This is a genomic window from Pseudomonas sp. ADAK21, assembly GCF_012935735.1.
GTDB lineage: Bacteria > Pseudomonadota > Gammaproteobacteria > Pseudomonadales > Pseudomonadaceae > Aquipseudomonas > Aquipseudomonas proteolytica.
The window spans coordinates 5,142,776-5,166,254 of sequence record NZ_CP052857.1; the positions used below are offsets into that span (position 1 = coordinate 5,142,776).

17 protein-coding genes are annotated in these 23,479 nt (G+C 61.0%); 2 read left to right on the forward strand and 15 right to left on the reverse strand.

Annotated elements, in window-relative coordinates; genetic code table 11:
• Positions 1-5: 5 nt before the first annotated feature.
• Genes HKK57_RS23175 through arnC form a run of 7 tightly spaced genes read right to left on the reverse strand, consistent with a single transcriptional unit; the run spans position 6 to position 7,700 of the window.
• Positions 6-1,379, reverse strand: coding sequence for a UDP-glucose 6-dehydrogenase (locus HKK57_RS23175; RefSeq protein WP_029291660.1), 1,374 nt, complete (start codon positions 1,377-1,379; stop codon positions 6-8).
• Positions 1,376-1,789 carry a 4-amino-4-deoxy-L-arabinose-phosphoundecaprenol flippase subunit ArnF gene (gene arnF, locus HKK57_RS23180; RefSeq protein ID WP_029291662.1) on the reverse strand — a complete coding sequence of 138 codons (414 nt, stop codon included), beginning with the start codon at positions 1,787-1,789 and terminating at the stop codon, positions 1,376-1,378. Before arnF ends, HKK57_RS23175 begins: the two co-directional genes overlap by 4 nt.
• Positions 1,786-2,133: a 4-amino-4-deoxy-L-arabinose-phosphoundecaprenol flippase subunit ArnE gene (gene arnE / locus HKK57_RS23185; RefSeq protein WP_104912395.1), complete on the reverse strand. Its 348-nt coding sequence runs from the start codon at positions 2,131-2,133 to the stop codon at positions 1,786-1,788. Before arnE ends, arnF begins: the two co-directional genes overlap by 4 nt.
• Entirely contained in the window at positions 2,130-3,785 is a 1,656-nt protein-coding gene (gene arnT / locus HKK57_RS23190; RefSeq protein ID WP_154905950.1) for a lipid IV(A) 4-amino-4-deoxy-L-arabinosyltransferase, read from the reverse strand. The genes arnE and arnT overlap by 4 nt, the downstream gene beginning before the upstream one ends.
• Positions 3,782-4,666: a 4-deoxy-4-formamido-L-arabinose-phosphoundecaprenol deformylase gene (arnD, locus tag HKK57_RS23195; RefSeq protein WP_169390847.1), complete on the reverse strand. Its 885-nt coding sequence runs from the start codon at positions 4,664-4,666 to the stop codon at positions 3,782-3,784. The genes arnT and arnD overlap by 4 nt, the downstream gene beginning before the upstream one ends.
• The gene (gene arnA / locus HKK57_RS23200; RefSeq protein WP_029291671.1) at positions 4,666-6,669 is read right to left on the reverse strand and encodes a bifunctional UDP-4-amino-4-deoxy-L-arabinose formyltransferase/UDP-glucuronic acid oxidase ArnA; all 2,004 of its coding nucleotides are present in this window, start codon (positions 6,667-6,669) and stop codon (positions 4,666-4,668) included. Before arnA ends, arnD begins: the two co-directional genes overlap by 1 nt.
• Entirely contained in the window at positions 6,666-7,700 is a 1,035-nt protein-coding gene (gene arnC, locus HKK57_RS23205; RefSeq protein ID WP_070994848.1) for an undecaprenyl-phosphate 4-deoxy-4-formamido-L-arabinose transferase, read from the reverse strand. Before arnC ends, arnA begins: the two co-directional genes overlap by 4 nt.
• A gap of 453 nt (positions 7,701-8,153) precedes the next feature.
• On the opposite strand from arnC, the gene HKK57_RS23210 reads away from it, so the two are divergent.
• Positions 8,154-8,948 (forward strand): M949_RS01915 family surface polysaccharide biosynthesis protein, encoded by a 795-nt coding sequence (locus tag HKK57_RS23210; RefSeq protein WP_133714319.1) that lies wholly within the window; start codon positions 8,154-8,156, stop codon positions 8,946-8,948.
• Between the two features lie 108 nt (positions 8,949-9,056).
• A complete protein-coding gene (locus HKK57_RS23215) occupies positions 9,057-9,971 on the forward strand; it encodes a site-specific integrase (RefSeq protein ID WP_133714320.1) in 915 nt (304 codons plus the stop codon).
• 279 nt (positions 9,972-10,250) lie between these two features.
• Here the strand turns inward: HKK57_RS23215 and HKK57_RS23220 are convergent, their stop codons facing one another.
• The 8 genes from HKK57_RS23220 to HKK57_RS23255 form a co-directional block, all read right to left on the reverse strand.
• Positions 10,251-12,818: a fimbria/pilus outer membrane usher protein gene (locus HKK57_RS23220; RefSeq protein WP_169390848.1), complete on the reverse strand. Its 2,568-nt coding sequence runs from the start codon at positions 12,816-12,818 to the stop codon at positions 10,251-10,253.
• 89 nt (positions 12,819-12,907) lie between these two features.
• Positions 12,908-13,654, reverse strand: a complete 747-nt coding sequence (locus HKK57_RS23225; protein WP_029291681.1) for a fimbrial biogenesis chaperone — start codon at positions 13,652-13,654, stop codon at positions 12,908-12,910.
• 74 nt (positions 13,655-13,728) lie between these two features.
• Positions 13,729-14,334, reverse strand: a complete 606-nt coding sequence (locus HKK57_RS23230) for a fimbrial protein (protein WP_029291683.1) — start codon at positions 14,332-14,334, stop codon at positions 13,729-13,731.
• A gap of 146 nt (positions 14,335-14,480) precedes the next feature.
• On the reverse strand, positions 14,481-15,128 hold the full coding sequence (locus tag HKK57_RS23235) for a response regulator (RefSeq protein WP_029291685.1): 648 nt from the start codon (positions 15,126-15,128) through the stop codon (positions 14,481-14,483).
• A 40-nt stretch (positions 15,129-15,168) separates the two neighbouring features.
• Entirely contained in the window at positions 15,169-18,351 is a 3,183-nt protein-coding gene (locus HKK57_RS23240) for a hybrid sensor histidine kinase/response regulator (RefSeq protein ID WP_169390849.1), read from the reverse strand.
• Between the two features lie 82 nt (positions 18,352-18,433).
• Positions 18,434-19,627, reverse strand: coding sequence for an EAL domain-containing response regulator (locus HKK57_RS23245; RefSeq protein ID WP_029291689.1), 1,194 nt, complete (start codon positions 19,625-19,627; stop codon positions 18,434-18,436).
• Positions 19,614-22,424 (reverse strand): ATP-binding protein, encoded by a 2,811-nt coding sequence (locus tag HKK57_RS23250; RefSeq protein ID WP_070994852.1) that lies wholly within the window; start codon positions 22,422-22,424, stop codon positions 19,614-19,616. The genes HKK57_RS23245 and HKK57_RS23250 overlap by 14 nt, the downstream gene beginning before the upstream one ends.
• A gap of 64 nt (positions 22,425-22,488) precedes the next feature.
• Positions 22,489-23,475: a fimbrial protein gene (locus HKK57_RS23255; protein WP_070994853.1), complete on the reverse strand. Its 987-nt coding sequence runs from the start codon at positions 23,473-23,475 to the stop codon at positions 22,489-22,491.
• Between the last annotated feature and the right edge of the window lie 4 nt (positions 23,476-23,479).

Genomic DNA, 23,479 nt, shown 5'->3' on the forward strand with positions numbered 1-23,479 from the left:
ACGCCTCAGGCCTCCAGCAACCGTGGCAGCCACTGTTGCTGGGGGATCGGCAGGTCGCAGGATTGCCCGCGGCCCATGGGGAAGTAATGGAAGCCCTTGCGCGCCAGGCGCTCGGCGTCATACAGGTTGCGCCCGTCAAAGATCACCGGCGCCTTGAGGCGTGCGTGCAGCAGGTCGAAGTCCGGCGCCTTGAATTGCTGCCACTCGGTGCAGATGATCAAGGCGTCGGCCCCGCCCAGGGTCGATTCCGGGGTGCCCATCAGCATCAGGCGCGGGTCATCGCCGTACAGCCTCTGGGTTTCCTGCATGGCCTCGGGGTCGAAGGCCCGCACGTTGGCGCCGGCGGCCCATAGCGACTCCATCAGCACCCGGCTCGGTGCGTCGCGCATGTCGTCGGTGTTGGGCTTGAACGCCAGGCCCCACAAGGCGAAGGTCTTGCCGCGCAGGTCGCCTTTGTAGAACGCGCGGATCCGTTCGAACAGTTTGCTTTTCTGCCGCTGGTTGATGGCTTCCACCGCTTCGAGCAAATCACTCGAGCAATTGGCTTGGCGGGCGCTGTGGATCAGCGCGCGCATGTCCTTGGGGAAGCACGAGCCACCGTAGCCGCAGCCAGGGTAGATAAAGTGGTAGCCGATCCGCGAATCGGCACCGATGCCCAGGCGCACCGACTCGATATCGGCGCCCAGGTGCTCGGCCAGTTCGGCGATCTGGTTGATAAAGCTGATTTTCGTGGCCAGCATGCAGTTGGCGGCGTATTTGGTCAGCTCGGCGCTACGCACATCCATGAAGATGATGCGGTCATGATTGCGGTTGAACGGCGCGTACAAGTCGCGCATTACCTCGCGCACCTCTTCGCGCTCGCAGCCGATGATGATCCGGTCGGGGCGGCGGCAGTCGGCCACGGCAGAGCCTTCCTTGAGGAATTCCGGGTTGGAGACAATATCGAACACCAGGCTGCGCCCGGCCAACGCCTTGTCGATGTGCGCGCGCAAGGTGTCGCCGGTGCCCACCGGGACCGTGGACTTCTCCACCAGGATCACCGGTTCGACGCGATGACGGGCCACCGCATCGCCCACCGACAGCACGTACTTCAAATCGGCCGAACCGTCCTCGTCCGAAGGTGTGCCGACCGCGATAAACAGCACTTCGCCATGCTCGACCGCGAGTTTTTCCTGGCTGGTAAAGGTCAACCGGCCGTTTTCCAGGTTTTCCCGCACCAGGCTGGCAAGCCCCGGCTCGAAAATGCTCACATGGCCCTGTTGCAGCAGGCGCACCTTGTTTTCGTCAACGTCCATGCAGATCACATCGTGACCGACCTCGGCCAATACGGTGGCCTGTACCAGGCCAACGTAACCACTACCAAATACGCTGATTTTCATGGGGCATTCCTGGGGCTTGTGTTGCCGATACGACGGGAGTTGATTGTCAGGACGCCGAGGATGACCAGTGCCACCCCCAAGGTTCGCGACAGGGAAAAGGGTTCGTTGAAGCCCGGCAGGCTGGCTGCCAACAGGTACACCAGCACGTAGCTGATACTCAGCAACGAATAGGCGCGCCCCAGGGGCAAGTACTGCAGTGCGCCGAGCCAGCAGAGCATCGACAGCGCATAGGCAACAATCGCCATGACCACTACGCCCAACGCCAGCGGATCCACCGTGGCGTTACCGAGTGCAGTGAGCCAGTCGGCGGGCAAGGGCAGGCGCGTCATGCTCCAGCGCATGCCCAACTGGGCAGCGCTCACCAGCGCCACGCTGGATAACGCCAAGGTAAAACCACGTAACCGGCTCATACCTGGCCCCCCAGCAACAGCACACCCGCCATCACCAGGGCCACGCCAAACCAGTGGCGGCGATCCACCGGCTCATGGAACACAAAGCGCGCCACCAGGGTAATCAAGACAAAGTTCAGGCTGAGCATCGGGTAGGCAATCCCCACCTCCAGGCGTTGCAGTACCAGCAGCCACACCAGCAGGCCCAGGCCCAGACACAACAGGGCCAGCCACAGCCAGGGCGAGCGCAGTTTCAAGGCCCAGCCCGCGGGCTGGTCGCGCCAGCCTTCGACGGCATACTTTTGGGCGATCTGGCCCATGCAGGTCAGCAGGCACGCGGCCAGAAGCAGCAGCAGGGTGATCAAGGCGCCACCTGTGGGAATACCAGGATCACCATGTTGCCTTGCTCGTAGCGCTTGCCATCTTTGGGCAGCAACTCGACCTCGCGTACTTCACTCTCGCCCTTGACGCGCATCACCACGCCCACCGAGCCCTGTTTGCGGGCCTCGGTCATCCATTGCTGGACTTGCGTGGTGTCGACCCGGCGATTGGCCGCATCGGCGTAGGCAAGGCCATATTTGACTTCGCCCAGGGTGTCGTACAGCGTCACGTCCGGGCGCTTGAGCCGCCACGCCAGGGACGAGGCGGCGCCCAGGTCGTTGCTCAGCAAGCGTTGGGTGCCTGCCAGCTCTTCGACGTGGTCAATGATGAACTGGTCCGGGGTCTTGTTATAAACCACCGAGTGCGGCAACGCCGCCGGCACCAGGGCCACCAGCAACCAACTGCCCAGGGCAGGCGCTGCCCACAGGCGCAACGGGCGTGCCACCTGTAGCAGGTTGGCGATGATCCAGCCCAACAGCACGATAAACACCAGCACCAGGCTCAGCAGTTCCTGCTGGTGGGCAAAAATCGGCTTCTTCAACTGGAAATACACGATGGCCAGCAGGCCCAGTACGCCAAGGATCAGGTTGAGCCCGCCGTTGATTTGCAACACTCGGCCACGGGCCTGGGCCAGTTTGTCCGCCAGGGTGTTGCCCATCAGCAATGCCAAAGGCAGCAGGCACGGCAGGATGTAAGCCGGCAGCTTGCCCTTGCTCAGGCTGAAAAACGCCAGGGGCATCAGCAGCCACAACAATAGGAAGCCGGTCGTGTGCGTACGCTTTTGTTGCCACGCCTGCTTCAGGGTGGAGGGCAACAGCGCCAGCCACGGCAGGCTGAACGCGGCCAGCAACGGCAAGTAGTACCACCAGGCCTCTTCGTGCTGGGCATCTTCACCGGCAAAACGCTGGATGTGTTCGTGCCAGAAAAAGAAGTTCCAGTAGTCCGGTTCCTGGGCATGCACCATCAGCGCCCAGGGCAGGCTGACCACAATTGCCACCACCACCGCGACCACGCCATAGGCCAGCAACTCACGAAAGCGTTTTTGCCAGACCATGTAGGGCAGGGCGACCAGCACCGGCAGCAGCCACGCCAAAAAGCCCTTGGTCATGAAGCCCATGGCGCAGGCCAGTCCCAGCAATGCCCAGGCGCCCAGGCGGGCGCGCCGGCCGTGGCTGTCGATACACAGCCACAGCGCCACGCCGCTGAGGTTGACCCAGAAGCTGAACTGCGGGTCGAGGTTGGCGTAGCCACCAGACATCGCCACGCTGACAAAACTCATGTACAGCACAGCGCTGGCCAGGCTCTTGCGTGGATCGTTCCACAGGCGCCGGGCCATGAAGTACACCAACAGGATGCTCAAGCCCGTGGCCAGCGCCGAGGCCACACGCACACCGAACAGGTTCTGCCCGAACACGGCCTGGCCCAGGGCGATCATCCAGTAACCGGCCGCCGGTTTTTCGAAGTAACGCAGGCCCATAAAGTGCGGGGACGCCCATTTGCCCGTCAGCAGCATTTCCTGGCTGATCTGCGCGTAGCGGCTTTCATCCGGAATCCACAGGCCATGGGTGGCCATCGGCAACAGGTAACACAGGCCGAAGACCAATAGGAGCAGGGGCAGTGCCCAACGTCGGATCATGCCTTTTGCACTCCCAGCCAGCCTTCGCGGCCGCCGAGTACGCCGCGTGTCAGATGCGCCTGGGGCAGGCTCGCCGGATCGGCCGGCAACAAGTTGCCCAAGGGCTGGAATTGAATGCCGCGCTGCCGTGCCTGGGCAAGCAACTGGCGAAATTCATTAGCCATCAGAATCCCTTCTACTTCTGCGTGGATCGTATAGACGTTGAGTGTCGATTCGGTGAACCGATCAAGAATGAAACCGTTGAAGTCCTTGGCCGCGACCTGTGGCCCGACCACTTCGTCGAAGGTCGGCAAGTCCACCGGGATCTGTGGGGTGCCGGCACTGCCGTCGGCGAGCGTCGGGAGAAACACGCTGGTGCCGCGACAATCGCTGTTGTAGCGCAGGCCAAAGCCTTGCTTGGCCTGCACCACACGCTCGTCGGCGCGCCAGCCGGCGGCGGCGGAACAGTCCACGGGCTGACCAAGAATGTCGCTCAGGGTGTCGAGCCCACGGCGCATCTGTTCCACCAGTTGCGCGTTGCTCCAACGGCCGGCATTGGCCTGCCAGCCATGGTGATCCCAGGCGTGCAGGCCCACTTCGTGCCCGGCGGCCCTGGCCTGGCGCATCAAGTGCCCCAGGTCGCGGCCAATCGGCTTGCCCGGCCAGGCGGTGCCGGCCAGCAGGATGTCCCAGCCGTACAGCCCGGCCGCGTTGGAGCGCAGCATCTTCCACAGGAACTGCGGGCGGATCAGGCGCCACAGATGCCGGCCCATATTGTCCGGGCCGACACTGAAGAAAAACGTCGCCTTGATGCCGGCCTCATCCAGCAACTCCAGCAACCTTGGCACCCCATCGCGGGTGCCTCGGTAGGTGTCGACGTCAATGCGCAGACCTGCCTTCATTATTTGCCTGCTTCGCTGGACTGGGCGATTTCCAGCATCGCTTCACGCAGGAAGAAATCCAGGGTGTTGCCGATGGTTTCGCTCATCTCCACGCTCGGCTCCCAGTTCAGCAGGCGCTTGGCGTTGGCGATGCTTGGCTTGCGGTGCGCCACGTCCTGATACCCGGCGCCGTAGAAGGCCTTGCTTTCCACTTCGCGAAAACCCGCGAACGGTGGGAAGTTGCCACGCAATGGGTGAGCCTCGAACTGGCGCAGCAGCTCTTCGCCCAACTGGCGGATGCTGGCTTCGTTGTCCGGGTTGCCGATGTTGATGATCTGGCCGTTGCACGCGTCGTTATCGTTGTCGATGATCCGCGCCAGGGCCTCGATGCCGTCGGCGATATCGGTGAAGCAGCGTTTTTGCTCGCCACCGTCAAACAGGCGGATCGGCGTACCTTCCACCAGGTTGAGGATCAACTGGGTGATCGCCCGGGAGCTGCCGATACGCGCTGAGTCGAGGCGATCCAGGCGCGGGCCCATCCAGTTGAAGGGGCGGAACAGGGTGAAATTCAGGCCCTTGGCGCCATAGGCCCAGATCACCCGGTCCAGCAGTTGCTTGGATACCGAGTAGATCCAGCGCTGCTTGTTGATCGGCCCCACCACCAGGTTGGAGGTGTCTTCGTCAAAATTCTGGTCCTGGCACATGCCATAGACTTCGGAGGTCGACGGGAAGATCACGCGCTTGTTGTACTTGACGCAGTAGCGCACCAGCTTGAGGTTTTCTTCGAAATCCAGCTCGAACACGCGCAACGGGTTACGGGTGTATTCGATTGGCGTGGCGATGGCCACCAGCGGCAGGACCACGTCGCACTTCTTGATGTGGTACTCGATCCACTCGGAGTGAATGCTGATATCGCCTTCCACATAATGGAAGTTGGGGTGGCTGCGCAGGCGTTCGATAGCGTCAGAGCCAATATCCAGGCCGTAGACTTCGTAGCGATCATCGCGCAACAGGCGCTCGGACAGGTGGTTGCCGATAAAACCGTTGACACCCAGGATCAGCACGCGGGTCCGCCGTGGCTTGCGGCCCGACTCGGCGCCACGCAGCACCGAACCATCCACCAGCCCCAGCTCATCGGCCAGGGCCGGGCCTGTGAGGTACAGGCCGTGGTCGTTGCGCTGGCCGAAGTTGATCACCAGGGAGTCTTCACCGCAGGCAATGCGCAGCGGGTTGACGCTGATCACGCGGCCGGGTGCCTGGCCTTCGTTGCCCTTGACCACCTCGGCTTGCCACACGATCAGCTTGTGCTCGCCCACGGCACAGAAGGCGCCGGGGTAGGGCTGGGTCACGGCGCGTACCAGGTTGTACAGCGCCTCAGCAGGCTTGCTCCACACCAGCTTGCCGTCTGCCGCGGTGCGGCGGCCGAAGCAGGTGGCCTGGCTTTCGTCCTGGGCAGTTTCGCTCAACGTGCCCTTGGCCAGTTGCGGCAGCGCATCGCGCAGCAGTTGGGTGGCGGCCTCGCGCAACTTGGCGTGGAGCGTCAGGCCGGTGTCGCTGCGCTCGATCATGACCTTTTGCTGGGCGAGGATCGCGCCGGCATCGGCACGCTTGACCATGCGGTGCAGGGTCACGCCGGTTTCGGTTTCACCGTTGACCAACACCCAATTGGCCGGCGCGCGGCCACGGTACTTGGGCAGCAGGGAACCGTGCAGGTTGAATGCGCCCTGGCGCGCGGTGGCCAGCAGTGCCTCGCCCAGCAGGTTGCGGTAGTAGAACGAGAAGATGAAATCCGGGTTCAGCTTGGCGACACGCTCGACCCACAGGGGGTGGTTGGCGTCTTCCGGCGCGTGCACCGGGATGCCGTGGCGTGCGCACAACTGGGCGACCGAGCCGTAGAAGGTGTTTTCCTTGGGGTCGTCGGCATGGGTGAACACTGCAGCAATGTCGTAACCCGCAGCGAGCAGGGCTTCAATGCCTGCACAGCCAATGTCGTGGTAAGCGAAGACAACAGCTTTTGAACTCATGACGGAACCTGATTGGAAGGTGAAGTGGAAGGCTGGGAAGAGGGCAGGCCATCGACGATGACCACCGGCGCGGGCGCTGCTGGCTCGTTGCGCAGCACCTTTTCAATAAAGAAGCGTGGGCGCGCGCGCACATCGCTGTACATGCGCCCCAGGTACTCGCCCAGCAGACCCATGCCGATGAACTGGCCGCCGGTAAACACAAACAGCACGGCGAACAGCACGAACAGGCCATCACCGGCCCAATCGGCACCAAAGGCCAGGCGCATGACGATCAGGGCGAACGCAAACAGCATGCCCAGGGCCGCCAGGCTGAAGCCGACGATGGACAGCAGGCGCAGGGGCGTGGTGGTCATGCAGGTCAGCAAGTCGAACATCAGGCTGATCAGGCGCATGGCGCTGTATTTGGATTCGCCGTGTTCGCGCTCGGCGTGGTGCACCGGGATCTCGGTGGTGTGGCGCGCAAAACCGTTGGCCAGGATCGGGATAAAGGTGCTGCGCTCACGGCAGGCGAGCATGGCGTCGACAATGGTGCGCCGGTAAGCGCGCAGCATGCAGCCGTAATCGCTCATGGCCACGCCGGTGGAGCGTTGCACGGCCAGGTTGATCAGGCGCGAAGGCCAGCGGCGGAAGGCCGAGTCCTGGCGGTTGTTGCGCACGGTGGCAACCACGTCGTAGCCCAACGCGGCTTGCTCGACCAGGCGTGGGATCTCTTCGGGCGGGTTTTGCAGGTCGGCGTCAAGGGTAATCACCACCTCGCCCCGGCATTGCTCGAAACCGGCCATGATTGCCGCATGCTGGCCGTAGTTGCGGTTCAGGATCACGGCCACCACATGGCTGCCTGGTTCACCTGCCGCGTCTTCCAGCAATTGCGCGGAAGTGTCGCGGCTGCCGTCGTCCACCAGTATGATTTCGTATTCGTAGGCCAACTGCTCACACGCAGCACGGGTACGGCGCAACAGTTCGGGCAGGCTCTGTTCTTCGTTGTAGACCGGGATAACGATCGACACGCAATGAATAGGGTAGGGTTTCAAAGATTCATGACCTCGGTTTTAGAGCAACTTCAAGCGTAGAGATGACAACAAACAGCGGATGAAAGTGCGGGCAACTGAATAAAAAACAGCCGTGTGCATAGCCATCCTGAGTAAAGCCCATAACGACCAAAGGTAAAGCATTATCAAAGGGTTAGTCAGCAAAACGCGGTTTGCCCCAAGTACTGCGGCCAAGATTAAGCGCAAATGTGTCCAGCGAATATGAAAGGCGGATGAAAAACTCGTTTATTTGTTGGGCAGACAGCGAGTGTTCAGCTAGACAATAAAGAACCCAGACAAACGATAACTGTTTGCGCTGTAGTCCCAGTCTGTAAGTGCTTTAGTGCGTATGTACGGTGAATTAACCGGGTTTGCACTCAGTCCCGCCTGACGAATCTTCTCTGCATCCCCCTGCAAGTCCCGGTAAAGTAAGCGATCTCTTGCCTGGGTAGTCGGATGAATAGCGTGCAGTTTTTACGCGGCCAGTTACGGCCGGTCTTGATGGTGATGGCGCTCGGGGCGGCCCATGCAGCTGTGGCGGCCGAGGAAATGAAGCTGACGCCGCTGAGCCAGGTTCCGCTCGGGATCGAGGTCCGGGGCAAGCAGGTGGCCGCGTATAGCTGGGATGATCGCCAGGGCCGTAACCTGCTGGTGTTGGCCGAGCAGGAAGCCGGCGAGCGTGATGATGACGGGACGCAGTCGGCGTCAATCTATGCCGCCCAGTACCTGCTGGAGGGGGATCGCCCCAAGCGCCTGTGGATGCTGCATGACGATGTGCAGCGCTGCGAATTCGACGCCAGCCTGCACTTTGATAACGCCGCGACCCGCGTCACCGACCTGCTGGATGACGGCCTGAGCCAGGTGACCGTGGGCTACTCGCGTACATGCACCAGCGATGTCAGCCCCCGGGAGTTCAAGCTGATCATGCACATCGGCAAGTCGCACAAATACGGGCTGCGTGGTGTAGACCGTTACGGAGCCAGTTGGTGGGACGAAGAAGCCGGTGCGCTGCGCGGTATGCCGCTGCCCACCGATTGCAGCGTTGCCGGGCAGCAGGCGTTGGTCAGTCAGTACAAGGAGCAGGGCACCGACCTGCCATTGCCAGGCTGCTACAACGACGAGCATGACTTCGCCAAGGCGCCCGCCACGCTGTTGGCTTTCATGCGCCAGCAGTGGTTTGCGCTGATGCAAAAACAGGACGTGGACTGGGGCCAGCAGCAAAGCCCGGCACCCGCAGAGGATGAGCCCTAGTTTGGTATGCGGCGCCGACCTGCGTTAGACTCGGCGCTCGCCAAACCACTAAATACCGAGATGAAACATAGGCTTAGTCTCGATATTTAATCTCAAGGCTGATCTATTTTGACCGAGATTTCCCGCAATCCCCTGACCCTGTATCTCGCGCGCCTGGCGCCCTCTAGCCAACTGACCATGCGCTATGTGCTGCAAGATGCGGCCGACCGCCTGGGTTTCGAAGAGATCAACCTCGAAGATATCGACTGGCACCTGCTGCAACCGGAGCACGTGATGGCTTTGGTCGCCGTGCTGCGTGAAGACGGGTATGCGCCCAATACATCGTCGCTGTATGTCAACGCGGTGCGCGGGGTGATGAACGAAGCCTGGCGCATCAGCCTGATCAGCCAGGAACACTTGCTGAAGATGCGCTCGGTCAAAGCCACCGCCGGCACGCGCTTGAGCCAGGGGCGTAACCTGCGTCGCACCTTGATCCGCGAATTGATGGACGTCTGCGCCGCCGACCCAAGGCCGCAAGGGCTGCGGGATGCGGCAGTCATCGGGATCCTGTATGGCTCGGGGATGCGCAAGTCAGAATCGGTCAACCTCGACCTGGCCCAGGTGAACTTTGCAGAGCGCAGCCTGCGGGTGATGGGCAAGGGCAATAAAGAGTTGATCAAGTACGCACCGGCCTGGGCGTTTGCCAAGTTGCAGGCCTGGCTGGAGTTTCGCCGCGAGCACTTGAAGGAAGGGGAGCTGGACGATAATTTCCTGTTCAACCGTATCCGCCGGGGCAGCCATATCACCCGCGAACGCATTACCAAACATGCCATTTACTACATCGCCCGCCAACGCGGCGAACAGGTGGGTGTGAAAATCATGCCCCATGATTTCCGGCGCTCGTTTATTACTCGGGTGATCGAGGAGCATGACTTGTCGATTGCACAGAAACTGGCGCACCACACCAATATCCAGACCACCGCCAGCTACGATGTGCGTGATGACAACGAGCGGCGGCGCGCGATTGATCGGTTTGACCTTTGACACCCCTTGTGGCGAGCGGGCTTGCCCCGCGCTAGGTGGCGAAGCCGCCCCAATAGCCTCACCCCGTTCTGCCAGGTACACCGAGGTGGCTGGTTTTGGGGCTTCTGTGCAGCCCATCGGGGGACAAGCCCCCTCGCCACAAGGGGGAGCTTTAGCAGTCTGAAACCTGTTGTAGACCGCTAGCTTTTTGTGGCGAGCGGGCTTGCCCCGCGCTGGGTGGCGAAGCCGCCCCAATAGCCTCACCCAGTTCTGCCACAGCGTTCCCATTAAAGCTGCTTTTTAAAGACCTTGAACGCTGTGACACACCAACGCCTGGCGCTCGTAGTTCAGCGCCTTGTTTTGTGCAGGCAGCGCATACGGCGCAGTACATTGCTGGTCACCCCACTTGATCGTCAGGCTGCCTTGGTCCTCTTCGACCAGTACCAAGGCATTGCCGCTGGGATCGGCGATGGCCAACTGTTTGCCGCTGGCATCTTCCAGTGAGGCGCCGAACGCCATGCGCTGGTGCTGCGCATCAAACAGCTCAAACAGCACGCGCCGCCCGGTTTTGCCGCTGTAGCGGGCCAATACCACCGCACCGCGGCGCGGTACTAACTGCTGCGTGGCCTGGGTGATTTCAACATCGCCGCCCAGGTCGCGGGTGTCGAGGCTGATCCAGTTCACCCGATAAGGCTGGGCCGAGGGCACCACGGCATAGCCGTTGCGCCCGGTTTCAACCCCGCTGTAGCTGCTGACTTTAGCCCCGCTGATACCCGGCACCTGAACCAAGGCAAAGGTTTCGCTGACGGTCTGCCCCAGGTTGATGCCACCGGCGTGCGCCACCACTGAGCCGGCAACGTTAAGGTTTTGTGCGTCGTACCCACGGCCCTGGCTATACCCCAGGCTGATATCGGCCATGGATGTGCGGCTATTGATGTTGGCCGATCCCGATTGGCCACCCGTTCGGCTATGCCCGGCCTGGACCGAATAGAACACATCGCTGGTATCGGCCACATAACCGTTGATACCCGCCTGGGTGCTGGTATCGCCTTGCTGGGTGCTGGTGGTGACGAATGCACGCGGCGCCCGGGGCTGGCTGCCCAAGGGGAACGAAAAGGACAGGTTGAGCTGCGTGTCGGAGTCCGGTGCGCCCCAACTGGCAATCTGTTTGGTGCGTGTCACCCCCAGGTTGTAGCTCAGGTCGCCCCAGTTGTTGTTGTACCCCGCCGAAAAGCTCTGGGAGCCGCCACGGTTCCAATAGCGCTGGTCGGTGGCGTTCAAGTAAAGGCTGCCGAACTCGCGGTTGCGCCCGATGCTTTGGTTGATCGTCAGGTCGGTGCGGGTTTTCGAGTTGCCCGTACGCTTGACGGCACCTTCACTGGTGTCCTCGACGTGGTCGGTCAGGGTGCGGTAGCCCTCGGTCGAGTAACGATAGGCGGCCAGGGTGAAGTTGGTGTCGGTGCCGGCAAAGGTCTTGGCATACAACGCACGCACGCTGTTGCCCTGGGTCGTTTGCCCTTGGGCGGCGCTTGAGGAGTGAGTGACGTCCATCGACACCGCGCCCAGCGACGTGTTTTTGCCAACCCCCAGGGAGAGTGCCTTGTAGTCTTCGCTCACTTGCAGGCCGACAATCGCGCTGAGGTTGCTGGTGAGACCGTAGGCAAGGGTGCTGCTGACAAATTGCGGGCTCGCCAAGCCGTCAGCATTGCTGCTGAATTTACCGGCTGAAACGCTGTATTTGACCTGGCCTTCACGCACCATGATCGGCAGGCTGGAGAACGCCTGGGTGGTCACGCGCCGACGGCCGTCGGCCTCGATGATGGTGATTTCCAGGTCGCCGTTCGAGCCGCTGGGGTAGATATCGTTGATCTCGAAAGGCCCGGGCGCGACGTTGGCGGTGTAGAGGATGTAGTCGTTCTGGCGGATCTCTACCGTGGCGTTGGTCTGTGCCACGCCACGAATCACCGGCGCATAACCGCGCTCGCTGTCGGCGCGCATGCCTTCGTCGGACGCCAGTTTCACGCCTCGGTAACGCACGCTGTCGAACAGGTCGGTATCGGAAAAAATCTCCCCGGCACTGAACTGGCCCTTGAGCGTCGTCACGTCATGCTGCACATAGCTGCGGTTGCTGGTGAAGTTGCTCGGCCGCCCCGTGCCATTGCTCAGGTTCGATTCGTTACGCAAACGCCATGCGCCCAGGTTGATGCCGTTGCGCAGCCCCAAGTTGTTGTTGATGCGGGTTTCATAGTCGCCGGCGGTGCGGCTGCTATTGAGTTGATAGTTGATAAACGCTGCGGGCACGCCATCGTCCCATAACTGGGGGTCGACATAACCGCGCATGCCCCGTTGCATCGCAACCTGTGGAATGCTCGCCGCCAGGCGCAGGCGACTGGCGTCATAGCGCAGGGTGGCCTGGTCGATCAGCGTCGGTAGGTCGTAACAGGCCTGGGGTTGGCTGGCGTCGAGCTTGCCTTGGGCTTGCAAGAGGGTCAGGTCGATCCCCAGTTGCTTGAGCAAGTCCAGGGTCAGACACGGATCGACCCGGCCGGTCTGCGGGTTGCGCTTGAAGTCGATGTCGCGACGGCCCACCAGGACCTCATTGCTATACAGGTCGACGCGGTAGTTACCGGGCAGCACGCTGTTGGCCGACAGCAGTTGCTGCAGGTCTACCGACGATTGAGCGCCCTGCAAAAAGGTGGTGTTGAACACTTCCAGGGACGGCTCATCGGCAACGGCCCAAACGGGCGAGCCGGCAAGAATGGCCAATGACAGCGTACTCAACTTCAGAGATGTGCACGTTGTAGACACGCGTGAAGTGCGCTCGCTTGATATGTAATGATTGGGCCTGCTGCCTAAAATAAAAAACATGCAAAGAACCTATATCATCCCTGTTTATCGGACAGGCGAGGCACGCGAGTACGCACTCGAATCGAACCTGGAGGGTTTAAGGGGAACGCTTATTGCCGGGTGCGCGCCTCAGTGGCCTTGGCCGTCAGGCGCGTGGAAAGTTGTGCGGTGTATTTATCTTGTGCGCCATAGTCGTTAATGCTGGAAAAAGACAACTGCACTGTTTCGTAACCACCGAGTTGTTTAACGCTGAACTGTTTTTCGGCGCCCGGGGCAATCATTGTCGAATCGGCAGCCAGTTCCGTTTGTTGCCCGGCCTGAAGTTTTATATCGGCCATGGACACGTGATACAGCGTCGGGTTTTTTACGCTCAGCCACGACTCGGCGCCACGCTTTTGCAGTTGCCATTCCAGTTGCGCCGGCGCCGACAGGGCGCTACCTGGCAAACCGGCTGGCCGGAAAAATATCTTGATGCGCTGGCGCACCGCCAGTTGCAACGTGTTATCGGAGGCGGCGGCCTGCGGGATCTCTTGCACATTGAGCCAGATCACGGATTCACGATCCGCCGGCATACCGCTGCCCTGGTAAAGAATGCGCAGCAATTGCTGCTCCTTGGCAAATATCCGTGCCAGTGGCGGGGTCACGGCGAACGGTGCAGCACTGGCTTGCGCATCGCTGGTATCGACCCAGGATTGAATCAATACATCCTGGTTACCGTTGCGCACGGTGATATTGGCTTCTTTGTGCTCGCCATCGAAGACGATACGCGTGGCACTCAATGAAATGCTGGCGCCAGCCTGGGTCGCCATCAGCAGGGTCAACAACCCCAGGCCTGCGGCAATGGAACGAGGCAACATGATGTCTACCGTGTATGGGTCGGATAAATGGCGAGGCCCTGGGGCCTCGCGCGTGGCATTTACAGCCTGGGGGGTTATTCGTATTGCAGGATGAACGGCAGGGTGGCGTCACCACGACCCGCGGTGGAGGCGCCGGCTGCACCGGTAGTGACGTAGGCTGCGGCAAAGCTCAAGGTTGCATCGCCGCCTTCGGCGCCTTGGCCGTGCATGCTGCTTTCGATGCGGGCGCTGGCCGGGGAGCTGAGGTCGATCAGTGCGCCTTTGCTGTCGAGCAGGGCGATGCCGACGTTGCTTGCGCTGCCGTTGCCCGGGGTCAGGGCGAGGACTTTCTTGCCGGTGACCAGGCCCGAGCCGCCGCTGTTGGCGTCAAAGATCATGGCCACTTTGGTGCCCAGGTTGCAGTTCACGTTGAGGTTGAAGTCTTTGGCTGTCACACGGCCCGAGGCCGGGTTTTCAGCGGTGCCCATGTCTTTGATCGATACCGAGCCCATGTCCACCGAGATCACGCGATCGGAGTTGGCGCCGTCGACCGAGCACGCGTCGTTGTTGATCACGCCGGTGAAAGTGATTTTGCCGCTGCCACCCAGGGTCGGGGTCGGCGCAACGGGATCTTCGGCAAATGCACTGCTGCTGGCGGCAATAACTGACACAGCGATAAGGGCCAGGGAAAACTTCTTCATGATGATGTCCGTTAGTGTTGGTTGTAGAGAGGATTGAAACTGCCAACGAACAATAGTGATTTTAGGCCTTAGAGAGAATAAGACGATTCTTATAAAGCACTGCAAGGCAAGTTAGTTAAGGAGGAGATTAGTTGATAAGGCACGGATTAGTTGAAGATATTTTGCGCCAGGCAATAAGCCAACAAGTCTTGGTCACTACTGACTTCAAGTTTGCGCATGGCCGAAATCTTTTGCGCACTGATAGTCTTTGAACTTCTATTCTGGCTGCGCGCTATATCACTGACACTTTTGCCTGAAATAAACAAACGCAGTATCTCGAATTCCTTCGGCGACAGGGTCGAGAAACGCGCATCGATAGCCGTCATCGACTCGACCACCGAAGTCTTGGCGGGCTCCAGGCTGCGATACAGCGCCTGCTGCACAATAGACTTGAGGGCTACCTGGATTTCGGTGTGCAACTGGCTTTTCTGGATCACGCCCACCACGCCCATCTCTTGCAGACGGGTCAGGATCAGATGATTGGAGATCATGGTCAGGATCAGAATCTGCACCTGGGGGAAATGCCGCTTAAGGTATTCCACCAGTTTCAAACCATCGCCGTAGGGTGAATCACCGGGCATGTTGTAATCGGTAATCACGATGTCGATAGGCTGCTGTTCAAGCAGCCCGATGAGGCCTGCCGAACAGATCGCTTCGCCCACTACTTGAAAGCGCGCGTCTCGCTCGACGAGTTCTCGCACGCCCAAAAGCACGATGGGGTGATCATCCGCAATAACCACAGTGAAGGTTTTCATAAGGGTTGCCCGTAATGCTGGTTCAGTGAGTGAGGAGGGCTCATGGCTGCACGCTGAGCAAGGCTGAAAGCCTACTGCTGACCTGGTTTATGCGCATTTCCAGCGCGGGATTGAGCCGGCCGCTGGCCAACTGGCTTTCCAGTTCGACACACGCCTGGGCCAGGTCCAGCGCCTGCACCGCGCCCAAGGCCCCGGCCACCGAGTGCAAGGTTTCGGCCAGGCGCCGGCAATCGCGTTGCTCAAGTGCGGCGCTGATGCGCTGCAGATCGTGCTGTACGCTGCTGACAAACAGCGGGCGCATTTTTTCTGACATCTGCACCGTGTCGATCACCGCCGGCAAGACGCGTACCGTCGGCCGGCACAGCTTGATCAGTTGCGCGCGCAGGGTTTGCAGGCTCAAGGGCTTGACCAGCCACGCATTCATCCCGACTGCCAGGCAACGCATGCCTTCTTCGCGCATGGCATTGGCGGTGACGCCGATGATTGGTAACTGCGGGTCATGTTCCCTGAGGGTGCGGGCCAGTTCGTAGCCATTCATCAAGGGCATGTTGACGTCGGTCAGCACCAGGTCGAAGGCCTGGGGTTGCCACAGGTGCATGGCCTGCTCGCCATTGTCCGCCAAGGTAACCGTACAGCCCAGCGCTTCCAGTTGCTCCTGGATGATGGCCTGGTTTACCGGGTTGTCCTCGGCCACCAGAATGCGCAGTTGCAACTGCCCGGCGCTCTGTTGTTCGGCGTGCTGCACGGCTTCCTGCTTACCCTGCTGCGCCAGCGAGACCACCGACGCAATGGCACGCACATCATGCATATCCACTTCCCAGCCCTGGGCCGTATACAGCGGTGGGCTGTGTGCACCCGGCACACACAAGACGCGCGGCCCGGCCCAGGACAATCGTGGCCCGGCGGGCAACATGTCGACCAGTACGGCCTGCGCATTCTGTGAGGCCAGGGGCAGCGTTGCCACCGAGGCCTGGATACCCAGGCGCCCGAGCCAGTCGCACAGGGATTCGGCCAACTCGCGCACCGGCGCCTGTACATAGACCGGCGTCGCGCTCGGCTCAAGAAGGGGAAGTCCGGGCAACTCGCCACGGCCTATCGGCAAGCTCATTTTCAAGGTGAAACTGCTACCCAGGCCGGGCTCGCTGACGACCTTGATCTGGCCATCCATCATTTCGGCGAGCCAGCGGCATATCGGCAGGCCCAGCCCCGCACCGCCTTGGCCAGCGGTGTCTGGTGCCTGGTAGAACAAGTCGAACAGCTTGGCTTGCTGCGCCTGGCTGATGCCCACGCCAGAGTCGGTCACTTGCCACTCCAGGTCCACCTTATCGGCCCCCCGGCGAAGCGCCCGGGCCCGAATCACCACGCGTCCTATGTCAGTAAATTTGAGCGCATTGCTCACCAGGTTGTTGAGGATCTGGCGGATCCGCATCGGGTCGCCGACCACACAGTCGGGCAACTGCGCATCGATGCAGCCATACAGTTGCAGGCCCTTGCGCTGGGCGAAGGCGGCGTAGGTGTGCAAGGTGTCTTCGAGCATGTCCAGGGGGCAAAACTCGATGGACTCGATTGCCATCTGCCCGGATTCGATTTTCGACACGTCGAGCACATCACTGATCAGTTGGAACAACGTGGCAGATGAGCGTTGGATGGTGTGCAGGTAGGTTTTCTGGCGCGGGTCCAGGGTCGTCAACCCGAGCAATTCCAAGGTGCCGAGCACGCCGTACAAAGGTGTGCGGATTTCATGGCTCATGGTTGCCAGGAACAGCGTCTTGGCTTCATTGGCCGCATCGGCGGCGCGCCGGGCATCTTCCAGGGCCAGGGCGTCTTCAATATGCCGGGTCACGTCGTTGAACGCATAAAGCCGCACATCCTGGCCTTGATAACGGGTCGACACGAAACCGACCTGCAGGTGCCGGCCTTCGATTTCCAGGTGGGTTTCGCCACTGTCGGCGCTGTCCTGGAAGCGGCTGAGGGCCGCCACCAGCCTGGCGGTGCCCGGCCATTGTTGGGCGCGCTGGTTCTCGATCAGCACCTGGCCGTCCGCGCGGCCCACCACACACAGGCCGGTAGGCGCGGTGTCGATAATCACCCGACTGAATGCCACGCTTTCGGCAATCCGCTCATGGGCCTGGCGCGCCGGACGGATCACTTGCTTGCGGTACCAGCGGCTGCCGGCCCAGACAATCGCCAGTACGGCACACAGAAACAGCACCAGGCTGGTCAGTGGCCACAGGGCATAGCGGAAAAAATGCTTGTAACTGATCCCGTAGATTGCAGTCCACTGCGACTGGGCGTCGTGGGTGATTTTGAACTCCAGCCCATCGGCGCGAATATTCAGCCCTTCACCCAAGGCAGAGGCGGGGACCTGGGGCCCCGTCAGCGTCTGCCCGGCAGGGGAGATCAGGGTGAATCGATCGTAGATGGACGACTCCATGGTGCGTTCCACATCGTTGACGTGTGCCATATCCAGCAGCGTGGCAACCATCACCTGGTTAGTGCCTTGACCCGCGCGCAAAACCTGAGGGTTCAGGGTGATGCCGATATACGCCAACAACTGCGGAGCCCCGGAGGCCTTCCCGGTTGGGGTATAGGTTTCCCAGTAAAGTCTGTCGTCTACCCGGGGCAGTTGCTCGAGCCTTTGCTGCACCGCGTCGGCCTGTTCGGCCGTGGGGCCGTTGAACGGGGTTTTGCCGCCACGCTGGTAGCCGACCGCAGGCACCGCAATGTGGTAGTTGACCAGGCGGTTGAGGATAAAGACGTGGGGCGATGCGTAGGGCGACGATGACCAGTACGCGCTGTAGTAACTGGCCAGGTGCACCCCCAGGGCAAAGATCTTCTGCTGCTCGCCAGGCGTGACCCGTTGCGCCTCGAACTGTGCACTGAAGGGCACCGAAAAAGCGAACTCACGACCTTCATAGCGGGTGTTGTGCATGTCCAGGCGATGGCTCTGGAGGCTGGCCTGGGTGTTCTTATCGCTGATCAAGTCCCGTTGGATCGCCGGCTGCGCCAGGGTCCGGAGGAAGGTTTCCTGTTCCTGGATATTTTCCATCAGCCGGGCAAAATGAAACCCCACCGCGGCGTGCTGCTCATCGATGATCCGCTGCAACGCCCAGTAACTGGTGCCTGCCAGCAACAACGCGACGCCGAGCACGCCCATCAGCCCTTTGTTCAAGCGCAGTGAGCTGCGGGTGAATGCTTCCAGGATCGCGTTGTTGTGCTTCATTGATGGTTTTCGCAGGCGGCTGAGAAATCGGCGCTGGATGGAGTTTACTCCTTATACAGGTTAGACAAATCCGAGCCGGGGGCTAATGAGATGTCGCTGGGCCATCATTGTTCAACAGTTGTTGAAATTGTTCAGAGGAGACCGCGTGGGAGATCAGAAAACCCTGCACCTGGGTGCAGTCGATTTTGCGTAGCAACGCCAGTTGCTGGGGCGTCTCCACACCTTCGGCCACCACCGTCAGCCCAAGTTTGCGGCCCAGTGCGATGATGCTCGCCAGGGCCGAGGTCATGCCTTCGTTGTCATGGCAGCCCTGCACCAGCGCCTGGTCGATCTTGAGTTCGGTAAACGGGGTTGAGACCAGGTTCAGGTAAGAGCTGTAGCCCTTGCCGAAATCGTCCTGGGACAGACCGAAACCCTTGATGCGCAGGCGGCAGGCGCCGGCGTAGAAGTTGCTGATGTCCTGGGGCACCGAGCATTCCATCAGCTCGAAGCAGATCATCCCCGGGATGCCTTGGTGGTCGAGGACGAACGCCAGCAGGCGGTCTGCCAAGTCATGGCTATTGAGCAGGTGGGTCGGCAAGTTGATCGACACCGGAATCTCATACCCGCGCTGGCGCCAGCGTTCCTGGGCCAGGATCGCCTGTTTGAGCACCAGCCATAGCAGGCGTTCTTCCAGGTCGAAGGTCTTGATCGCCGGCAGAAACGCGGCGGGCAACATCACCCCTTGCTCGGGGTTCATCCACCGCACCAGCGCTTCAGCGGCGACAATCCGGCCGTTGGCCAAGGATTTTTTCGGTTGGAACCAGGCCTGGATCTGCCCGTTGCCCATGGCCTGGAGGAGGGTGTGCCGGTCAATCGCCGGCGGCGTGGCGGGGGCGGGGGAGGGGCTGCGGTCCTTGTGGTTGAGCTGGCTGACCAGGCTGCGCAAGGCGTCGGCTGCGACTGGCTTGGAAATCAGGCCGATGACTTTCACATCGAGATTTTTCGCCACCAGGCTGGCCGCCATCAACATACGCCGGGAGGCGGCACTCATGATGGCCAGGGCAGGCTTGCAACGCAGGGTCGCCAGGCTCTGGATAAATTGCACACCGTCCATGCCCGGCATCAGCAGATCGGTCAGCACCAGGTCGAAATCACGCTGGCGCAAGCGCTCCAGTGCTTCGTTTCCATCCTGGGCGGACTCCAGCATGAAGTCGCCCAATTCATTGAGCAGGTTCTGCAGGTACAGGTGCTGCAGGGGATGGTCCTCGACGATCAAAATACTATAGGGCTTCATGGGGGATCCGTGTGTAGGGCTCCAGGTAGTTGAAGAGGGCCCGCAACGCAAAGGGTTTGACCAGGCAATGGTTCATTCCGGCGGCCAGGCACAGGTCTGCCTCGCCGCGCATGGCGTTGGCGGTTGCGCCGATGATGGGCAGCGCGCAACCTTGGCTGCGCAACTCCCTGGCTAATTCATAGCCGTTGACTCTGGGCATATTCACATCCGTCAGTACCACATCGAAGTGTGAGGCCTTGCACAACTGCAGCGCTTCATGACCATCGCAGGCCAACTCCACGGTGCACCCAAGTTCCTCAAGCTGGTCACGCAAAATCAGTTGATTGATAACGTTGTCCTCAGCCACCAGCACATGCAGGTCGAGCTTGCGCAACTCGCGCTTTTGCACCTGCTCGTCGACCCGGGCGACCCACAATCCCTGGGCCTGGCTGACCGCCTGGTGAATGGCGCTCAACTGGTTGAGGTTGGCATGCCACACGCCGGTCTCGGCATGCTGGCCATTGCTGCTGTTGCCACTGACCAGGATCACCGGCCCCGGCCAGTCGGGCACCAGGGGCTGTTCGATAGTGCCGGGATGCAGCTCCAGCAGCAGTTGCCCGTCGGGGTGGGTGGGCTGGCCGGTCTGGGCCCGGGCGCCCCAGCGACGCAGCCAACCGCTGATCGATTGAGCGAGTTCGGGAATGGGCGAAACCACGTAGACAGTCTCGGCGAGCAAGCTGCTCATGGGCGCGCAGGGCGCCACTTCGAGCGGCAGGGTGAGGCTGAAACTGCTGCCCAGGCCCAGTTCGCTGACCATGCGGATATGCCCATTCATCAATTGCGTCAGGCGCTGGCAAATCGGCAAGCCGAGCCCGGTACCGGCGACGACGTTGGTGTTGCCTTCGCTTTGATAGAACGGCTCGAAAATCATCGCCTGGTCTTCCTGGGCAATGCCTTTGCCGGTGTCGGACACTTGCCACAACACGCTGGAGCGCTCGTCGTCGCGGTCAAGCAACTTGACGCGCAGCACCACGCGCCCGTAGTCGGTGAACTTCACCGCGTTGCTCAACAGGTTGTTGAGGATCTGCCGCAGGCGGGTGACATCGCCCATCAGCCGCTCGGGTAACTTGGGGTCAAAGCAGGCGTACAGCTGCAACCCCTTGCCCATTGCGGCCGCGGCGTAGCCCTGGATGATTTCATTGACCAGGTCCAGGGGCGAGAACTCGCTCAGTTCCAGTGCCAATTGCCCGGCCTCGATCTTCGATACATCCAGCACATCGCAGATCAGTTGCAGCAAGGTGGCCGAAGACCCCTCTATGGCATGCAGATAGTCTTTTTGCTGGGCATCGAGCTGGGTGCGGGCCAACAGTTCCAGGGTGCCCAGCACGCCGTACAGCGGTGTGCGGATTTCGTGACTCATGGTCGCCAGGAACAGGGTTTTCGCGGCATTCGCAGCGTCGGCCGATTGCCGGGCTTCTTCCAGGGCCGCTTCCACCTGCTTGCGCGCGCTGATGTCGCTGAATGCACAAAACAGCACATCCTCGCCTCTATAACGGGTGGGTGCACTGCTGAGGTAAAGGTGGCGGCCGTCGAGGGTCTCGAAGTAGTCACAGTGCCCGGAGGGCTCACCATCGAATGCCTGGCGGATCCAGCCGGCGCAGAGGGTTTCACGCTCCAGGCCGGTGCCCAGCCACTGCTGAGCCAGGGTGTTTTCCAGTACCACCTGGCCGTCGGTGCGCCGCAGCACACACAGGGCCACCGGCGCGGTCTGGATCACATCGCGCCCGAAGGCTTCGCTTTCAATCAGCGCCTGGATGCCATTGATTGACGGGATGATGAAGCGTTGATTGACCCGGCGCATCACCAGCCAGATCAGCGTGACGCTGAACAGGCAAAACACCAGCGACCCGAGCAGCTCGCGCCACAACCCCCGCACCACATCGCGCAGGTTGATCGTGTACATCAGTTGCCAGTCCGACGATTTCAGTTGCTTGCGAATCACCAGGTGATCCGGCACCAGGCCATCGCCGACAAACCCGAAAAAATTCTCGCCCTTGGGCTTGAGCAGGGACTGGTCCAGCCGTGGGTCATGGCTATTGGTAAATACCAGCATGCCCTGGGAGTTGAGCATCATGAACTCGCCCGCGCTCTGGTCATTGAGGGTTGTGGAGACTTCCTGGCTTTCCATCTCCAGGCCCAGCCAGCCGGAGTCGGGATCGCGCTCATCCAGCAAAATGAACAGGTAGAGGTGGGAGTGCCCCTCGGTTTGGTCGCTGAGCCAGAGTTCGCCGGGGTCCAGTGGGTTGTGTTGCTTCAACGCCCGGAGGCGGTTGAGCATGCACTTGGAAAACGGCAGTACCTGCGGCGTCGAGTCATAGAGCCGGGTCAGTTGCGGATCGGGGCCGGCGGTCACGTAGAGCAGGTTGACCTGCTTGGTCTTCAGGTAACTGCGCATGCGCGAAGTCAGCCAGATGCTCCACTGATGGCCTGGGGCATTGCCCAGTTGCAGGCGCTGCTCTTCGCTGGAGGCCGGGTAAGCCTGGGCCTTGGCCTGGGTGGATTTGCGTACCGCTGACAGGCTCAGGCTTTCGAGCAGTGCTTCACGGGTGGTGAAGAAGGTATGAGCCTCGGCAATGGCGCTACTCATATAGCCACGCCGCTGGGAGATGTCATTGTTGAAGGTGGACAGCAGGAACGTGTAGACACCACTCAAGATGCCGACCAATAACACGGCGGCAAAAAGACGAAGCAGCCTTCTGGCTGCTTCGGGGCGGGAAAGGACAGGATTGATCTGCAGCAGATAACTTTTAAATCGCATCGGCGGATTTTAATCGGCCACCCAGCGCCTGGGCATAAGACGATCCTTAAAAGCAGCCACGTATCTACTTGTAGAACATATCGACCACGACCGCCGCATCGAACGCGCCGGGAACGGGCAGGGTGCGCCACTTCAGGTCCGCCCTGAAGTCCTGGCGGGTGGTCTGGTTGGCCCCCTTCATCTGGGCCAGGGGGAACCACTCATTGAAGGGCAGGTTCTGGTTCGTATAGTCCCAGGACAACGCGATGCCCACGGAACTGTTGTTGGTGGGCACCAACAAGCCATTGACCACGTTCCCGCCGCCCGGGGTGGTGGCGAAGCGCGCGCTCACCGTATACGGGGTATCGCAGGCTTTGCGCAGGCTCAAGCTGAAGGCTGCGGTGCTGGCCACTTCGCCGATCTGCGCCTTGCGCGAGGGCTTGGGGAAGCTCACCACATTGGGCGTGATCGTCAGGTCGGGCGTGCAGGGCACGAAGCGTATGTCGTTCACGCCGGTGACGATGTAGTTGAGGTTGCTGTTGGGGCGGTTGTTGAGACCGGTAATACCGTCCAGTTGAAACACCCGGTATTGCGACAGGGTACTGGCCTGGCCGTTTTGTGGGGTGGTACCAAACTTCTCGATAAATACGCTGAAGTTGAGGGTGAACCGGGCCTTGTCCCAACCCACGCAACTTGACAGGGTGCAACCGCGGTCGGAGTAGAACCCAGTACCGTACTTGCCGCTGCTTTGGGTGATGGGCACCGAGTTATAGCGAATCCCGGCGCGAATACCCTGGCCGATGCTGACGCTTGCCGGGTTCAAGTAGAAATACACTTCCTCGCGCCCATGCAAGTAGTCGTCTGCGCAGATCACATTGACCGAGCGAGGGCCGGACTCCCAGATAATCGTGCCATCTGGCGCATCGGCCGCCACGGCCAATGCGGTGCCCAGGGGAGCGGTGTCGGCGATCGAGCCGCTACCGTCCACCCGGCAGGCCAGCGCGTAGCTGGTAGCGGGGAGGGCGGCGCAGGCAAACAGGGTGGCCACGAGCAGGTATTTAAGAGGTGACATAGGT

Excerpts from the sequence above, each read along its gene's own strand:
- HKK57_RS23175 (WP_029291660.1), bottom strand. The coding sequence starts at position 1,379 with ATGAAAATCAGCGTATTTGGTAGTGGTTACGTTGGCCTGGTACAGGCC.
- arnF (WP_029291662.1), bottom strand. The coding sequence starts at position 1,789 with ATGAGCCGGTTACGTGGTTTTACCTTGGCGTTATCCAGCGTGGCGCTG.
- arnT (WP_154905950.1), bottom strand. The coding sequence starts at position 3,785 with ATGATCCGACGTTGGGCACTGCCCCTGCTCCTATTGGTCTTCGGCCTG.
- arnD (WP_169390847.1), bottom strand. The coding sequence starts at position 4,666 with ATGAAGGCAGGTCTGCGCATTGACGTCGACACCTACCGAGGCACCCGC.
- arnA (WP_029291671.1), bottom strand. The coding sequence starts at position 6,669 with ATGAGTTCAAAAGCTGTTGTCTTCGCTTACCACGACATTGGCTGTGCA.
- HKK57_RS23210 (WP_133714319.1), top strand. The coding sequence starts at position 8,154 with ATGAATAGCGTGCAGTTTTTACGCGGCCAGTTACGGCCGGTCTTGATG.
- HKK57_RS23220 (WP_169390848.1), bottom strand. The coding sequence starts at position 12,818 with ATGTTTTTTATTTTAGGCAGCAGGCCCAATCATTACATATCAAGCGAG.
- HKK57_RS23225 (WP_029291681.1), bottom strand. The coding sequence starts at position 13,654 with ATGTTGCCTCGTTCCATTGCCGCAGGCCTGGGGTTGTTGACCCTGCTG.
- HKK57_RS23230 (WP_029291683.1), bottom strand. The coding sequence starts at position 14,334 with ATGAAGAAGTTTTCCCTGGCCCTTATCGCTGTGTCAGTTATTGCCGCC.
- HKK57_RS23235 (WP_029291685.1), bottom strand. The coding sequence starts at position 15,128 with ATGAAAACCTTCACTGTGGTTATTGCGGATGATCACCCCATCGTGCTT.
- HKK57_RS23240 (WP_169390849.1), bottom strand. The coding sequence starts at position 18,351 with ATGAAGCACAACAACGCGATCCTGGAAGCATTCACCCGCAGCTCACTG.
- HKK57_RS23245 (WP_029291689.1), bottom strand. The coding sequence starts at position 19,627 with ATGAAGCCCTATAGTATTTTGATCGTCGAGGACCATCCCCTGCAGCAC.
- HKK57_RS23250 (WP_070994852.1), bottom strand. The coding sequence starts at position 22,424 with ATGCGATTTAAAAGTTATCTGCTGCAGATCAATCCTGTCCTTTCCCGC.
- HKK57_RS23255 (WP_070994853.1), bottom strand. The coding sequence starts at position 23,475 with ATGTCACCTCTTAAATACCTGCTCGTGGCCACCCTGTTTGCCTGCGCC.